Annotated in this window: 9 protein-coding genes; 7 read left to right on the top strand and 2 right to left on the bottom strand. The window is 47.0% G+C overall.

What is annotated here, in order from left to right; all coding sequences use genetic code 11:
* Positions 1–50: 50 nt before the first annotated feature.
* Entirely contained in the window at positions 51–683 is a 633-nt protein-coding gene (locus tag ACU37H_RS18695) for a DUF4230 domain-containing protein (protein ID WP_472705972.1), read from the bottom strand.
* Positions 684–814: 131 nt separating this feature from the next.
* Here ACU37H_RS18695 and ACU37H_RS18690 point away from each other — a divergent pair, with 131 nt between their 5' ends.
* Positions 815–2554: a GMC oxidoreductase gene (locus ACU37H_RS18690; RefSeq protein ID WP_472705970.1), complete on the top strand. Its 1740-nt coding sequence runs from the start codon at positions 815–817 to the stop codon at positions 2552–2554.
* Between the two features lie 76 nt (positions 2555–2630).
* Positions 2631–3302 carry a gluconate 2-dehydrogenase subunit 3 family protein gene (locus ACU37H_RS18685; protein ID WP_472705968.1) on the top strand — a complete coding sequence of 224 codons (672 nt, stop codon included), beginning with the start codon at positions 2631–2633 and terminating at the stop codon, positions 3300–3302.
* 149 nt (positions 3303–3451) lie between these two features.
* Here the strand turns inward: ACU37H_RS18685 and ACU37H_RS18680 are convergent, their stop codons facing one another.
* Positions 3452–4993, bottom strand: a complete 1542-nt coding sequence (locus ACU37H_RS18680) for a sulfatase-like hydrolase/transferase (protein WP_472705966.1) — start codon at positions 4991–4993, stop codon at positions 3452–3454.
* Between the two features lie 376 nt (positions 4994–5369).
* On the opposite strand from ACU37H_RS18680, the gene ACU37H_RS18675 reads away from it, so the two are divergent.
* The 5 genes from ACU37H_RS18675 to ACU37H_RS18655 all read left to right on the top strand — a co-directional run bounded on the left by ACU37H_RS18675 (position 5370) and on the right by ACU37H_RS18655 (position 15599).
* Positions 5370–8426 carry a SusC/RagA family TonB-linked outer membrane protein gene (locus tag ACU37H_RS18675; protein ID WP_472705965.1) on the top strand — a complete coding sequence of 1019 codons (3057 nt, stop codon included), beginning with the start codon at positions 5370–5372 and terminating at the stop codon, positions 8424–8426.
* Between the two features lie 95 nt (positions 8427–8521).
* A complete protein-coding gene (locus ACU37H_RS18670) occupies positions 8522–10162 on the top strand; it encodes a RagB/SusD family nutrient uptake outer membrane protein (RefSeq protein ID WP_472705963.1) in 1641 nt (546 codons plus the stop codon).
* Positions 10163–10828: 666 nt separating this feature from the next.
* Positions 10829–11725 (top strand): AraC family transcriptional regulator, encoded by an 897-nt coding sequence (locus ACU37H_RS18665; RefSeq protein WP_472705962.1) that lies wholly within the window; start codon positions 10829–10831, stop codon positions 11723–11725.
* A gap of 187 nt (positions 11726–11912) precedes the next feature.
* Positions 11913–12617: an RraA family protein gene (locus tag ACU37H_RS18660; protein ID WP_472705960.1), complete on the top strand. Its 705-nt coding sequence runs from the start codon at positions 11913–11915 to the stop codon at positions 12615–12617.
* Positions 12618–12674: 57 nt separating this feature from the next.
* Positions 12675–15599: a glycoside hydrolase family 2 protein gene (locus ACU37H_RS18655; protein WP_472705958.1), complete on the top strand. Its 2925-nt coding sequence runs from the start codon at positions 12675–12677 to the stop codon at positions 15597–15599.
* The last annotated feature ends 103 nt before the right edge of the window (positions 15600–15702 follow it).

Genomic DNA, 15702 nt, shown 5'->3' with positions numbered 1-15702 from the left:
TATAAGATGAAATAATTGAAAATGGACTATTAAAAATACTGTTAATGTTTTTATTGCCTTTCAAGCTCCGTTACGCTGCTCTTCAGATCTTTTACAAACGTCACTTCAACATTAAAATTCAGAGGGGCGTAATAGTCTTGAATAATTTTCCTGATCTTTTCTTTCGAACGCTCACGATAGCCGTTATGCTGCTCCAGTTGTGCTTTTGATTGCGTGTACAGCTTTCGCATCAGCTTGTTGTAGGCTTCTTCATCACTCGTTTCAAACCAGCCTTTGCGCGATGCGGCGTCAGCCTTATCCATCCTCAATTCGTAGCTCAGCAATTTGGGGTCGGGCAGCACAATATACACTTGTTTGTTCTTTTCTTCGATATTAATCGATTGGTTGTCGAGGCTAATTCCATATTTCGCGACATAAGGTACGGAAATATTGAAAGTCCGCTCCAGAAATAATCTCCTGAAATTATCTGAGATGCTCCCGTCATTTTTGATGTTGCTGCTTTTTATACTGGCATTGCCCCGCACTTCCAATGCAGAAAGTTCAGCAATCTGTCGGATCAGCACATCATTCATTACCACATTGTCCACGGTAGTGGAAGCACTCTTCTTACCAAGAAAATAAGCAAGCAATCCAATGATAATAATCAACAAGAATACAAAAAATAACGAAAACCTGTTACGCATTAATTCCTGATTATTTCTCAAAGTTTAATGATTCAAATCAGTTTGCCAAAATTTTGCAAAATAGATTTTGCACATTTTATTTCAAAATTTGTATAATTGTATCTTTAATTCTCGAAAAATAACTTTGCCAGATGTCCGATTTACAAATAAAAAAGCAACCAAAAAAGTACGATGTCGTTATAGTGGGATCAGGAGCAGGAGGAGGAATGGCTGCTTATACACTGGCTAACGCCGGTTTAAACGTGTGTATGCTCGAAGCGGGGCCTATGTATAATCCGCAGAAAGAGATCTATCAATTGAAGAACCCATGGGATTCTCCACGCCGCGGAAGGGCCACCAAATACCGGCCTTTCGGCGACTTCGACGCTTGCTACGGCGGATGGGAGATTGAGGGAGAGCCTTATACCCGCGCCTCGGGAACCGAATGGGAATGGTTTCGCGCGCGGATGCTGGGCGGACGTACCAACCACTGGGGACGCATCTCACTGCGTTTCGGACCGAAAGATTTTAAAGGATACAGCAACGACGGTATCGGCGCCGACTGGCCTATTACCTACGACGATGTAAAACCTTATTACGATAAAGTTGATAAGCTGATCGGTGTATTCGGAAGCGTCGAAAATTTCCCCAACGAACCGGACGGAATTTTCCTCCCTCCTCCCAAGCCACGTCTGCACGAGATGTTCATTAAAAAAGGCGCGGAAAAATCAAACGTACCGGTCATCCCTTCCCGCTTGTCTATTCTAACAAAAACCATCAACGAAGAGCGCGGCGCCTGCTTCTTCTGTGCCCAATGCGGCAGAAACTGCAGCATGGCCAAAGCCGATTTCTCTTCTTCCAATGTACTGATCTATCCGGCGTTAAAAACCGGTAAACTGGAGGTGATCGCCAACGCGATGGCGCGTGAAGTATTGACGGACACAGATGGAAAGGCTACCGGCGTATCCTATGTCAACAAAGAAGACATGCTGGAATACCAGGTAGAAGGCCGCGTAGTGATCCTCGCCGCGAGCGCCTGCGAAACTGCACGCTTACTGTTGAACTCTAAATCGCAGCGCCACCCGAACGGATTGGCAAACAGCAGCAACGTCGTAGGTAAATACCTTCAGGACAGTAACGGTGCTGCCATGGGCGGTTACATCCCTGAACTGTTTGGCAGAAAAAGATATAACGAAGACGGCGTTGGTGGGATGCACGTATATACGCCATGGTGGCTCGACAATAAGAAGCTGGACTTTCCACGCGGTTATCACATTGAATACTGGGGTGGCTTCGGGCAGCCTGCATATGGTTTTGGTATGGGCATGGAAGCAATGAACGGCAAATATCCGGTAAACGGCAAGAAAAAAGAAGCGGGTGGATACGGAGCGTCGTTTAAAGAAGATCAGCGTTATTTTTACGGAGCTAACGTGGGAATGGCCGGCCGGGGTGAAGCAATTGCCTACGAACACAACTATTGCGAGATCGATCCCAACACCGTTGATAAATATGGTATTCCGGTGCTTCGCTTTAACGTAACACAAAGTGATTACGAGATCAAGCAGGCCAAGCACATGAAAGAAACATTCAAAGAGATCATGCACAATATGGGTGCCGTGATTACCTGGGGTGATGACGGTCCTGAGAATAACTACGGGTTGGATAAACCCGGATATATTATCCACGAAGCAGGAACAGCGCGCATGGGCGACAGTGCGAAAACATCGGCTTTAAATAAGTGGAGCCAGGCGCATGATTGTAAAAACCTCTTCTGTGTAGATGGCAGCCAGTTTACATCGCAGGCAGATAAAAACATCACCTGGACGATCCTGGCGCTGAGCATGAGAGCCAGCGAGTATATCATCGATGAAATGAAAAAGCAAAATCTGTAAAAAGGTTCATGGACCATGGTCATAGTTTATTGTTTTTACTACTCACCACCATTTAAGAACCATTAATTTTATCAAAATGAAACGTAGAGACTCCTTAAAATATATTGCAGCAAGTGCCCTGGCATCTGCAACCCTGGCGACCGGTTGTAAGCCTGAAGAAAAAAAGGCAGCACCCGTTACGCCCGAATCCAAGTTCGGTGTACATCGTTATGAAGATGAACTGCAGTATGAAAAATCGGTGGCGAACCTGCCCAACTTTTTTACAGAGCACGAAATGGCGACGATCACCATCCTCGGCGATATCATCATCCCGAAAGATGAAGTGAGCGGCAGCGCCAGTGAAGCAAAAGTTCCTGAATTCATCGAATTTACGGTCAAAGATCAACCCGGCTTCCAGGTGCCGCTGCGCGGTGGTTTGCGCTGGCTCGACATGTTCTGCCTCAGAAAATATAATAAGACCTTCAAAGATTGTAATGAGCAACAGCGGATCGAAGTGGTAGACCTGATTGCTTATCCTGAAAGAGCGAAAGGTAAAGCGGAGCTTGCACAAGGCGTAGCTTTCTTCTCTACCCTACGCGATCTGACCGCCACCGGTTTCTATACCTCTGAAATTGGCGTGAAAGACCTGGGTTATGCGGGCAACAAACCCAATCAATGGAACGGTGTTCCGGACGACGTATTAAAACAATACGGTCTGGCTTACTCGGCAAGAGACCTGGAAGTTTGTTTAAGCTTCGACCCTGCCTAATGATAAAATGAGTACCCTACCCTTCAGCCTGACGTTAATTCAGGCGGGTTGGCATCACTCCTGTAAATTATTAACAATAAGCCGCGTTCCGTGAACGCGGCTTATTGTTAATTCCTTGTCGTACTTTACTGGTTGTTTGCTCTCAGTGTTTAGGAGACCCGCTTACTTACCTGGTGTGTTTGCCTGTAAGCGTCCCTGTCTTTATTGATCCGGATCGAATACTTTTCTGTTTTACTTCTCAGTTCTTTCAGCATTTTACTATGCGCCATTTTTTCTACGAGGTTATTTACCTCTCCCGGATCGGCATCGAGATCAAATAGCTGCTCAAAGTCCGGCTTCCTGCCTTTGAAATCAACATGCGTTTCATTGTAAGGCATCACTCCGTCATACATGCGTATATATTTCCATTTGCCCATCACGACGCCTTCGCCAAAAGGGGTATCTCGCGAGGTGAACAAATTTTCCAGGAACAGCTCCTTCCGCCAATCGACCGGCTGACCGGAAATAAGCGGAACGAGGCTACGGCCCTGCATTTGCGAGGGTTGACGTACGCCGGCGTAATCCAAAATAGTAGCAGTTAAATCAAGACTTGACACCAGTTTATCCACCGTAACTCCTTTACGGTTTTGAGGCTGCCTTGGATCATGGATAAAGCATGGGATCTTGGAGGTCAGGTCGTATAAAAGTCCTTTGCCACCCATACCATATTCTCCCATCAAGAGACCGTGGTCGCTGGCAAAAATGATGATAGTGTTGTCGCTCCATCCCTTTTTTTCCAGCGTTGCCATCATGTCGCCGATCGCCTGATCCATGGCGGATATTTGCTGGTAATAGCGAATATGGTGTTCCCGGCAGGTGGCTGTATCATAATCGTAAGGATATACGGTGTTGGCCCTGCCCTGCTGCTGATCCATCAGGAACTCGGGAATATAAGCATACGGATTGGTCGCAGTCGCTGCTGGTATGGGAATGTATTGCGTGCGGTACAAGGTATCGTAGAAGGGGTTGTGCTTCAGGCGGGGATTTTGATTAGCAGCCACCGTGCAGAAAGGATGTGGATCGCGTTCGGGATACATAGATGTGATCTGGCTTCCGTGAGGAACAGAAAAACTAACCGATAAGCAAAAAGGCTTGTCGGCCGGCACCGTGGTCAGAAACCGCTGAATACTTTCCCCGTCTACGGCTGTGATGATGTCGGCCTCTGAGTCAGCATAGGGCTTCATCGACTTCGCCCAAAAGGTGGCCCAGCCGTCGTGACCGCGCCAATAATCAAACTTCTCGCCCGCTTTTCCCCTAAAGGTATAATACTCCATCCCGATCTTTCCTATGAAACCCGTGTAATAACCATTTTTTCTTAGTAAAGCCGGATATGTCTGTTCCCACTGTTGTTCCGTCAACTGGTAGGATGAAGAAAAGCCCACCCCATTGATGCGCTCGTGCATGCCCGTCAGCACTGCCACGCGGCTGGGAGCGCAGGTGGGTTCGGCTATATACGTGTTGCTGAATCGAACCCCGCTTCTGATCAGTTTATCAGCATGCGGCGTTTTGATCACGGGGTGACCCATAGCGCCAAAAGTATTATCCCGCTGGTCATCTGAAAACAAGAATATAATATTGGGTTTAGCAGCATTGGATTGGCTTTCGCCTCTTAAACAAAAAAGCAGTGTCAAGCAGAAAAGGCAATATCTCATAAATCGTTTTTGAAAAACTAATATAAATTATCGTTTAAAAATATTCATTTTTTATAAAATATTCAAAAATCTTAATACCTTTATTGCTGTTCTTATAATTATCTCGACTGGTTCCGCCTGCAACACCGGTTTACGCTGCTGATTAGCTCATGTTTTTCAAACGGCTTCAATACCCTGCGCTGTCATGAAATAACACATAACCACGGATATAACAATGCGATCACCATAACCTTTGTTCTTCTCTGATCGATCCTGTGAGTCAGAGCGCCCATTATCTTCAATGACAAAATTTATTATCGCTCAGGTCTTACGCACAGACCCTACTCAGCATTATTTGACCAACTGCCAAGCGAACCGCTTAAAAAAATTGCCTATTATGATGAAGACAACCGGCTGCATCCTTTCTTCAATTTTCCTGATAAAAAGAACGCTACTGTGTTTGTTCAGCGTCTTATTTTCCCTGCTGTGCCTGACCGCGCAGGAGCATACCCAACGCATTACCGGCATCGTGACCGACCATAACAACAAACCATTGTCCGGAGTAACTGTGACAGTAAAAAACGCAGTGGTTGGCGCTACCACAGATAATAACGGACGCTATTCTATCAATGTAGCCCGGGACAATGCGGTGCTCGTATTCAGCGCAGTAGGTTTCCGGGTCAAAGAAGAAAACGTAACCGGCCGCGGCATAGTCTCGGTCGTCCTTGAAGCGCAAGCAGACGAGCTCGATGAAGTAGTAGTCATCGGTTATGGGGCTAAAATCAAGAAAAGAGACCTGACCGGAGCTGTTGTCAATGCCTCTCTTGATCAGGCGACCGATTTTCCCAACATTTCGATCACACAGGCGCTGCAGGGAAACGTACCGGGGTTAAACGTAGGCGCAGTCACTCAGGCCGGACAAACGCCCACACTTTCCGTAAGGGCATCCAACACCTTATCCCGCACTGCGGCGGCAAACGCGCCTTTGGTTGTAGTAGATGGCATTATCTACCGGGGCGACCTGGTGGATATTAATCCCGCAGATGTCGCATCCGTCGATATCTTAAAAGACGCCAGCTCTGCGGCCATCTACGGTTCGGAGGCTTCCAATGGCGTGATACTGATCACCACCAGGGAAGGACAAATCGCTGATAAACCCATCGTCGAATATCGCGGCAGCTATTCCGTGCAAACGCCCTCCCATGAATTAACCGCGATGGGTAACGAAGAATACAGGAACTTTTTCCGCGATATCTTCTGGCACGAGGGCGCGCGGATCGGGCCTGACTATCTCGAAGCCAATCCCGACTATCAACTGGAATTTAAGACCAAAGAAATAGGCACGGGTTATGAGACGGGGAGAGACAATCGTTGGTGGGACCTGTTCACACAGAACGGCCGCGTCAACACCCATAACCTGAGCATCAGCGGGAAAAGCAAATCGCTGGCCTATTTCGTTTCCGGAGGTATTACCGATCAGAAGGGCTATTTAAGAAACGACAACTACAAACGATATAATTTCAGGGTGAATCTCGACTTTACCGTGAATCGCTGGCTCGGTATCGGGACACAGACATTTGTGAGCATCGGCGATTATTCGGGGATGACGGCGGGTGTGAGCACCCCTTTTTATTTACAACCCTGGGCGCCGGTCTACGACTCCGCCGGTGCGTATGAAACCTATCCTGACGGGATCCTGCTCAACCCTTTCCTTACGATCATGCAAGACAACCAGCAGGTGAATAAAACATTCAGCAACATTCTGTATGCGAATATAAAACTGCCCTTGAGCGGCTTGTCTTATCGCGTCAATTATGCCAACAACTACCGGATGACAGACACATCCCTTTTTAACCCTTACGCCAACAGCCGCCAGGGACAAGCCTACCGGACTTTTGACGAAGGAAGGGATTATACGCTGGACGATATTCTTGCCTACCAGCGCACGTTTACAAGCCATACCGTGAGCGCTACTTTGTTGTATGGAATTGAAAGAAGAAGCATGACAGGGTTCGATGCGCAGGCTAATTTCTTTGCAATTGACGCGCTGGGCTATGATTACCTGGAAGGCGGAGATCCTGAAAAAAGCATCGTAACTTCTTTGAAAGAAGTGGAAACCAGCCTTTACTCGATGGCGCGGTTATTATACGATTATAAAGGCAAATATTACTTCACCGGTACCGTTAGAAGAGATGGGTTCTCGGGGTTTGGACAAGACAACAAGATAGGCGTATTCCCTACTGCAGCCCTGGGATGGGTGATGAGCAAGGAGCGGTTTCTCGAACCTATTGCCTGGCTTGATTTTTTAAAATGGAGAGTGTCCTACGGACAGATCGGAAGAAGAGGCGTTGGTCGGTATGATACCTGGGCAAAAGTCCTTACGGCACCGGCATATGTGTTTGGCGATGGGGGCAACAGCGCTCCCGGCCAGGGCATTATTTCTCTTGCCAATCCTGCATTGAGTTGGGAAACAACCCGGGGTGCGAACCTCGGCCTTGATCTTACCCTATTCCATTCAAGGCTGAGCGCAACAATTGATTATTACAGGAACCAGACTAAAAATATCCTGTATGCCATTGCTATTCCTAATGTCACCGGCTTCAATTCGATCAATACCAATATCGCATCTGTATCCAATCACGGACTGGATCTGTTTCTCACAGGAAGCATTCTGGATAACCGCGATTGGACCTGGACCACAACCATTAATTATAGCCGTTACCGCAATAAAATTGAATCCTTATTGGGAGCAGACAACGATGGCGATGGAAAAGAAGACAACCTGGTGGATAACAAATTATTTATCGGGCAACCACAAAGTGTTATTTACGATTATGAGGTCATCGGCATGTGGCAACTCGATGATAAAATTCCTGCAGGCTTTTATCCGGGCACTTACAAGCTCAGGGACCTGAACGATGATGGCGCCATTTCTTCGCTGACCGACCGCAGGATCCTGGGCTACACAGATCCTGCATATCGCCTGGGAATCACCAACCGCGTGCGTTATAAAAACTTTGAACTATACCTGTTTATCCATTCTATCCAGGGAGGCAGAAAGGGTTATTATGGAAATGATACTCCTCATGCCAACCTGAACTGGGCCAAAAGAGATCAGCTCAGCTACAATAACGTACCCAGCGGCGCCTGGGACTATTGGATGCCCGAACGTCCCAATGCCCGCTACAGGCGCCTTGACCTGGCGTCGCAATATGGCGGTGAACGGTACACACAAAGAAACTTTGTGCGTGTACAGGACCTGTCGCTATCCTACGAGCTTAGCGACCCTATAGAAGAGGCATTAAATATTCAACAGCTACGGCTATTTATCTCGGGCAAAAATCTATTCACCTTCACGAAATGGAAGGGCCTCGATCCGGAGACCGGTGTAGGCTTCACGCCGGGGGCCTCTGTCATGAAAAGCTTTACAATCGGCCTGAATCTCCGGTTTTAGAAATGCAGAGACGGTGAAAAGAAGATGCTATCAGACTTACATCAGGTTTATTCCAACAGAAAACACGGCAGCCAGACTGCCCAAAAAAATATACCATGAAGAAAATTATTTATCTTTTGTGCATCAGTGTATGGCTGGTATCCTGCAACAAAGACAAGTGGTTAAAAGAAACAGCATATAGTTTCTACTCCCCGGAAAACTCGTATAAAACTCCGGCGCAGATCGATATCGCTGTCGTTAAACTATATCGAAATGTAAGTAACGTCCTCTACGGAAGCGGAGCGGACGGCACTTCGTTCACATTCTCCTATGTGACAGATGTAGGTTATGATGCGATTGCGATCAACCACGTGCTAAACTCCTGGGGTGATAACATTACCCCGGAAACAAAACAGGTTTCATTTTTTTGGAATCAGTTTTACCAATGGATCTATGATGCCAACGTGATACTTAATCGCATTGACGCGATCCCGTATCCATCTGCAGAAGAAAAGAATATTAAAAAGGCGGAAGCCATGTTCTTCCGTGCCTTTGCTTACCGGCACCTGGTGATCATGTATGGCGGCGTTCCGATTATATTGGAAGAGATCGACTCGCCAAGAAGAGATTTTGTCAGGGCTCCGGCAAGCGATGTGTGGGCACAGGTGATCAGTGACCTGACTTATGCTGCTACTCATTTGCCTGGCGCTGATGAAGTACAGCAGGATGGCAGGATCCCGAAAGGTGCGGCTTATCATTTGCTGGCCGAAGCCTACATCGCTACTAAACATTATCGCGAAGCCATCATTGCCGCCACTGAAGTGATCGATCACTCGGGCTACGCATTGATGACCATGCGATTCGGAAAAGAAAAAAACAAACCGGGAGATGTGTACTGGGACCTGTTCAGAAGGGGCAATCAAAACAGAAAGTCCGGCAACACGGAAGGTATCTATGTGTCGCAATATGAGTACCAGATACCCGGCGGACAGATCGACGATAATCTCGCCCGCTTCCTTGTTCCCAATTACATGGGATTAAAAGGTAAAGATGGCAGGAATCTTTTTGTGGGGCCATCATTTGCCAATGGCGGCAGGGGTATCGGCTGGTGGGCGGCATCCGATTATATGTTAAACCAGGTGTGGTTGAAAAGCGGCAACGATATCAGGAACTCCTCTTACAATATCATCCGCGACATTAAAGCCGATAATCCGGCATCGGCTTATTACGGAAAATACATCGTCGCCAGCGAAGCCTTCCCGGCTACCAGCAATATCTTAAACCATTCCTGGAGCGCTATTTTCGCCAAATCCACAGCGATCGGCAATTTCCCGGCAGACGTGATTATCAACCAGGCCAATCACAGCTATCGCGACCGCTACGTGATCAGGCTGGCCGAAACCTACCTCCTGCGCGCAGAAGCTTATTTCCTGGAAGGCGCACCAGCACTGGCCGCGAGTGATATCAATACTATAAGACAGCGCGCGGCAGCGCCGCTTATTGAAGCAGGCGATGTAAGCTTACAACTGATCCTGGACGAACGAGCCCGGGAACTCTTTATCGAAGAACAAAGATTACTGACGCTAATGAGAACAAATACCAACATCGAAAGGATCAGGAAATACAACCCGATGTACAACGGCACTTATGCACACAATAAGATATTCGATTATCAAAACCTGTGGCCTATTCCCAATTCGGAGATCGAAAGAAACGCAGAAGCGAGACTGGAACAAAACCCCGGATACCATCGGTGATGGAGTTCGGGATTCATCTCCTCTGTAAGCGGTCGCAGTAAAATAGTATATTCTTTTGATGCAAAAGTCCATTTTTATGGATCACCGCAGGGATTATCTTCGTATAGAACGATCAATGCCATGTACCTGGAAATGCTTCTGGTTACTTCAGGAACGGCCAAATGCTTTGCTCAACTCAACATGTAAAATAATGGCAAGATGGACGGAAGCTGTCGGGCAACCAACCACCTGACGGTGACAGCATTAGTTTTTTGCAGCTGAAGGATCCAAAGGCTGCTTCCCCAAAACGCCCATGATGCATCAGATGTATTCGGGCGACTGTGCTTTGCGCTGTGACCACTGGAAGCCATTCCTGCGCGGTCTTCCGCGGACGGCTGCTGGTTTTATGAATTGTATGACTTGAGCAAAGACCTGTCTGAACAAAACGATCGGCCAGGCAAGATGAAAGAAAAGGTAAAAAGCGACCGAAGGTTTTTTTATCCCGGTCGATAAACAGGTAATCGGAAAAATCGGCTTTATCGAAACTTATCTGAAGGAACAGAACCCTCAACATCCATGAAGCGGTCCCCAATTAATTGCTTAAAAAAGCCAGATTTATAAACTTTTTTATTCAAATTATTTAAAAATAACCAAAATAAAGGTAATTTAGTTTAAAACCAACTGATAATGAAGCCACAACTTATCGACGTTTCCCTTGCTGGCACTAAGACCATCAAGATCAAACATGTGGAAGCATCTTTTCTCTCGGCGCCGTTCCACTTCCACCAGCTGTGCGAACTGGTATGGATTGAAAAAAGCTTCGGAAAGAGGATCGTGGGCGACCATGTAGATAATTTTGAAGAAGACGACCTGGTATTGATGGGCCCCAATCTTCCTCATATCTGGCAAAATGAAGAATCAGTATTTCATGAAGAAGGTGATCAGAAGGTAAAGTCGACTGTTGTATATTTTCCTCCTGACTTTTTATTAAATCTCACAGACGAACCAACATTGTTACAGCCTATCGAGCAACTGGTGGAGCGATCTTACCGGGGATTATCTTTTTACGGCGAAACCAAAAAGAAGATCATCCGCCAGCTTCGGCATTTATCGGGAGAGAATGATTTAAAGAAGATCATCCTGTTTCTCGAGCTCGTTCATATGTTGTCCGAGTCCGGCGAATACACTTATCTGGCCAGCGTTTCTTACAAAAACTGTTATGATGAGAAAGATACCAACCGCATCAGCAAAGTGTATCAATACATGATGCAGCATTTCCATAACGATATCTCTCTAACAGAGATTGCAGCGTTGTGCAACATGACTCCCAACGCTTTTTGCCGCTACTTTAAAAGTCGTACTCAAAAATCCGTAATACAATTTTTAAATGAGCTCAGGATCGGTCATGCATCCAAACTACTGCAGAGTGAGCACCAGTCTATCACTGACATTTGTTATGAATGCGGATACAACAGCGTTGCCAATTTCAACAAATTTTTCAAAGCCATTCATCAAATAACACCTTCAGAATATCGAAAGAAGGTGCTTGCCGCAAAACATACAGATAACCGTTCCGATCATTAAAATACCGGGGCTGCTGCAATGTTGGATAGCAATCCGCACCTTCCTTCAGACTAGCCAGGCGCCCGTGTGATCCATTCATAAATGGATAAAATAGTTTAGACAATTATCAAGATTGATGCATCAATCTTGATAACAGGGGTATATTTTAGCATAACAATTATTAACAACATTTAACCAACCTATCACTATGCAAAAGGCAACCACTAACTGTTTATGGGAATCAGATGACGAATTGTTCGATATTATTAAAAAAGAGCTGTACAGCGCCGTGATAGGTGATATCATGGATCAGCTGGGCTATCTGGACCAGTTCTTACCACCGGAAATAAAACCTCTCAGAGATGATATGTTTGTTGTGGGCAGGGCCATGACGGTCCTGGAGGCTGACGTGTTCGGTGAAAAAGGCAGTAATAATCCCTTGCTGGACAGACCTTTTGGGCTGATGTTGGATGCCCTGGATGACCTGAAGAAAAATGAAGTGTATATCTGTGCGGGCGCCTCTCCCACTTATGCGCTCTGGGGAGAACTGATGAGCACGAGGGCTATAAAGCTGGGCGCAGCGGGCGCCGTCGTTGATGGCTATTCAAGAGATACCGCAGGGATATGGCAACTCAACTTTCCCACCTTCTCCTATGGCCGCTATGCACAGGATCAGGGACCGCGAGGCAAGGTTATTGACTTCCGGGTGCCGATTCAGATACGGAATGTACGCATCAACCCCGGCGACATCGTTATCGGAGATATTGACGGCGTCTGCATTGTACCGCGACAAATAGAAGAAGAAGTGTTTGCAAAAGCCATTGAAAAAGCAAGAGGCGAAAAAATGGTACAGCAAAAGATACGCGAGGGCATGCCCGCCAAGGAAGCCTTTGAAACTTACGGTATCCTGTAAGGATGATAATAAGCAGCGGGCAATCACACAGACAAGAGCAGGGTTATAATTTTTTAGATGAAAGTTACTTATATAATGCGTTTCAACCAGATCAACAAATTTCTGAAGTATAATACCATCATGCTATTCTTCCTGTGGATCAGCGGCAGTACCGTGTTCGGTCAGGGCACTACCGATCCGGGGAAGGCTCTTTCATTAACGCCAAAGCCAGCGGCGGTGGATGGGGTGAAAGATCCGGTGTTATCACTGGCAGGCGAATGGTATTTGTCGGTTAATGGTGCGTCTCCCAAAAGTAAGATCCAGGTTCCCGGCGAATGGGAAATGCAGGGCTTTACCGTCAATGACGGAGAAACGGCAGTGTACACCCGCAACCTACCTGTTCCAAAAGATTGGCGAGAAAAGCGTATCATCATCAGATTTGATGGCGTAAGCTCGCATGCTGTGGTAAAGGTGAACGGGACAAAAGTGGCGGAACATGAAGGTAGCTTTGTGCCTTTTGAAGCCGATATCACTGAGGCATTGAAGCAGGGAGATAACACATTGACAGTCGAAGTCCGATCCAGAACGGTTTCCGACATTCTCGCCTGCACTTCGCAATATGCCGTGCATACAGTGGGCGGTATACTTCGAGAGGTGACCTTATTTGTTGTTCCCAAAACACATGTCCAGGACCTCGTTGTTGTGACGACTTTTGATAAGCAATACAAAAAGGCCAACTTATCGCTCACTTCTTCGCTATCTGGAGAAGCAGCACGCGGATCGCTTCAATACACGCTGCGCGACTCAAAAGGCAAAGTAGTATTTAGCGAAAAAACAACCAACCGGTCTTACCAAAAATCCGGTCTTAACGTGCAGCAATGGAACCCTGAACATCCTTATTTATACGAGCTTACCACGACTTTGTTGCTGCAGGGACAACCGGTGGAAACGATCAAACAAAAAATCGGGTTTCGCCAGGTGGAAATAAAAGGGCAGCGTGTTTTTGTCAACGGTCAACCCATTAAACTGCACGGTGTCAACCGCCATTCGGTACATCCGCTCACAGGGCGCAGCATCAGTGCCGACCTGGAACTCAAAGACGCCCTGTTGTTTAGCGAAGCCAATTGTAATTTTATCCGTACGTCTCACTACCCGCCCACCGAAACTTTTTTGAACGCCTGCGACTCCCTGGGATTATTTGTAGAAGACGAGTCATCGCTTTGCTGGATCCAGCACCATGCCTCGCCTATCTGGAAGAAATGGAATTATAAGGATGAGAAATTCTTTCCTTTCATGTTACAGGCGAATATTGAAAAAGTAGTAGCTCATCGCAATCATCCTTCTGTCATCATGTGGTCGCTGGGTAATGAAAGTGCCTGGAGTCCGCTTTGGGATCAGGTCAATCGGGCGGTAAAGGCATTGGATCCCACGCGCCCGACGACTTTTCACGATCAATGCTGGGGCGGCTTCAATAATTATGGGAGCAAAGCGGATATCGCCAACTTCCACTATCCCGGGATTGACGGGCCGCGCGCAACTGACACGATGAGCCGCCCGGTACTCTTCGGAGAATACGCGCATTTGCCCACCTACAACCTGAAAGAACTATTAGCCGATCCGGGGCAGCGCGCTTTTTACAGTGCTCCATTGGCGAAGATCTACGATTCGATATATTATTACGAAAACTGTGTTGGAGGCGCCATCTGGAGTGGTGTAGACGATATCTTTCATATGCCTGACGGGCGCCTCGTAGGTTACGGGTCCTGGGGGCCGCTTGATGGCTGGCGCAGAAAGAAGCCGGAATATTTTGGTATGAAGAAAGCTTATGCGCCTGTAAAAGTCACTAAAGTCGATACTGCAAATATCAAAAGCGGTCAGCTGCTACTTCACGTCGAAAACCGTTACGATTTCTCTTCCCTGAAAGATATTGCCATTACAGCAACCTACGACGATACGAATACTATTAAGATAGTATCATCCATACCGCCACACGGCAGAGGCCTGATCAAAGTTCCTGTCAGACCGGGCACCAAAAAGATCACGCTCGAGTTTAAAGATCCGCGCGGGTTCATAGCGAATAAAGAAGTGTACCGCTTTGAAAAAACGAATACAGTGCCACCCGTGAACACATCCGCTCCGGCACCCGTATTGAGTGAAAACGAGGCAGCCCTGACGGTGAAAAAAGGGGCCTACCAATTCCTGATCAGCAAAAGGACCGGCATCATCACAGAGATCAGGAAAGATGAAAAAGTAGTCATGACCCAGGGGCCGGTGTTTGCAGTCATTCCGCGCAACAACGAAGATGGAGGCAAGCCTAATGTAGCCGGAGAGACCTATCAGAACGATATCTATCCAATGAAAAGTTACCCGTTGTACACCATTTTCGCGGACAGCATACAGGCAATGCAAAGTGGCGACAGTGTTCTTGTCACACTCAAAAGCATCTTCAAGGATGGAAGCCCTGCCCGCATCGCTTACACTTTCATTGGAGATCTGCTTAAAGTCCATTACAAAATTGATTATAAGGGGAATGACAGTCTTCCCTACCAATACGGAATGTTAATGGAATTGCCTCAATACATGAACCAGCTCAGCTGGCATAGAAAGGCTGCATTCACCAGCTATCCCGACAATGACATTGCCAGAGAAAGAGGTCAGGCCCTGCTGAATGCACGACCCACCAACGGAGTGGAAGAACCGCGCGTCGTGCCGCAACACGATTGGAGAGACGATGCCACCGAATTAGGGAGCAATGATTTTCGTTCCACAAAAAGATATATCTACACCGCTTCTTTGAAAGATAAGGAAGGAGACGGCATCACCGCATGGGGCCAGGGGGTTCAGTCGTCAAGAAGCTGGTTCCAGGATCAACGCATCCAGTGGCTGATTGCAGATTACAGCAACAATGGATCGGAACGGTTTTACAGTTCGCCGTTCACGGACGGCCGCATAAAGATCAAAGGAGAGACTTTGACCGGCGGCGTGGTGTTGGAGTTCAAATAGATCAAAGGGCCGGCAACCGGCCGGATCAGGTAGCAGGGATATATTCAAAAACGATGATTATTTTTATAGGCGATCCTGACATTGAGAAAACTGCGGAACTATA

This window comes from Niabella sp. ZPM-14, assembly GCF_055693045.2.
This window is presented reverse-complemented; position numbering and strand designations above follow the sequence as displayed.

What these genes read in the sequence shown, in the direction of transcription:
- ACU37H_RS18660 (WP_472705960.1), top strand. Translation starts at nt 11,913, where the DNA reads ATGCAAAAGGCAACCACTAACTGTTTATGGGAATCAGATGACGAATTG.
- ACU37H_RS18670 (WP_472705963.1), top strand. Translation starts at nt 8,522, where the DNA reads ATGAAGAAAATTATTTATCTTTTGTGCATCAGTGTATGGCTGGTATCC.
- ACU37H_RS18695 (WP_472705972.1), bottom strand. Translation starts at nt 683, where the DNA reads ATGCGTAACAGGTTTTCGTTATTTTTTGTATTCTTGTTGATTATTATC.
- ACU37H_RS18690 (WP_472705970.1), top strand. Translation starts at nt 815, where the DNA reads ATGTCCGATTTACAAATAAAAAAGCAACCAAAAAAGTACGATGTCGTT.
- ACU37H_RS18665 (WP_472705962.1), top strand. Translation starts at nt 10,829, where the DNA reads ATGAAGCCACAACTTATCGACGTTTCCCTTGCTGGCACTAAGACCATC.
- ACU37H_RS18675 (WP_472705965.1), top strand. Translation starts at nt 5,370, where the DNA reads ATGATGAAGACAACCGGCTGCATCCTTTCTTCAATTTTCCTGATAAAA.
- ACU37H_RS18655 (WP_472705958.1), top strand. Translation starts at nt 12,675, where the DNA reads ATGAAAGTTACTTATATAATGCGTTTCAACCAGATCAACAAATTTCTG.
- ACU37H_RS18685 (WP_472705968.1), top strand. Translation starts at nt 2,631, where the DNA reads ATGAAACGTAGAGACTCCTTAAAATATATTGCAGCAAGTGCCCTGGCA.
- ACU37H_RS18680 (WP_472705966.1), bottom strand. Translation starts at nt 4,993, where the DNA reads ATGAGATATTGCCTTTTCTGCTTGACACTGCTTTTTTGTTTAAGAGGC.